At 56.0% G+C, this 466-nt stretch carries 1 protein-coding gene; it reads left to right on the top strand.

Features of this window, described 5'->3' with window-relative positions:
* Positions 1–380 (top strand): J domain-containing protein (locus ACWTU8_RS32555; protein WP_455851340.1); only part of this gene is annotated, 380 nt, incomplete at its 5' end.
* Positions 381–466 lie beyond the last annotated feature (86 nt).

The raw sequence follows: 466 nt of genomic DNA, 5'->3' as shown, positions 1-466 counted from the left end.
TTCTCAAGGACCCTGTCAAGCGCGCGCAATACGACATTCAGCACAAAGACCATTTGAGCCTGCGAACGGAGTTGGTTGGAGAGGCCAGCAACAGCACAACGATCGAGCGTGATGTGGCCATTCAGGCGAAATTGCTCTCGCTGCTCTATGTCAAACGCCGGCAAGACGTAAACAACCCCGGCATTGGCGATACAGAAATCGAGCGTTTGTCAGGCTGTCCACGAGAACACCTTGAGTTTCATCTCTGGTACCTGAAAGCCAAGGGCTGGATTGGAAGGATAGAGAACGGAACCTTCGCGATCACGGTGGAAGGCATCGACCGCGCCAATTCCGAACATCGCCGTGACACCACGACAAGACTGCTGGACCATGCAGGCTGAAACGCCGACGCTCGCGCCAGGCTCGTATTGACTAACCGCCGACCAGCGGCACGGTAACGGTGGTGGCGTAGTTGATCGGAAAGCTG

The sequence above is a fragment of the Mesorhizobium sp. BHbdii genome (genome assembly GCF_053848045.1).
This window is presented reverse-complemented; position numbering and strand designations above follow the sequence as displayed.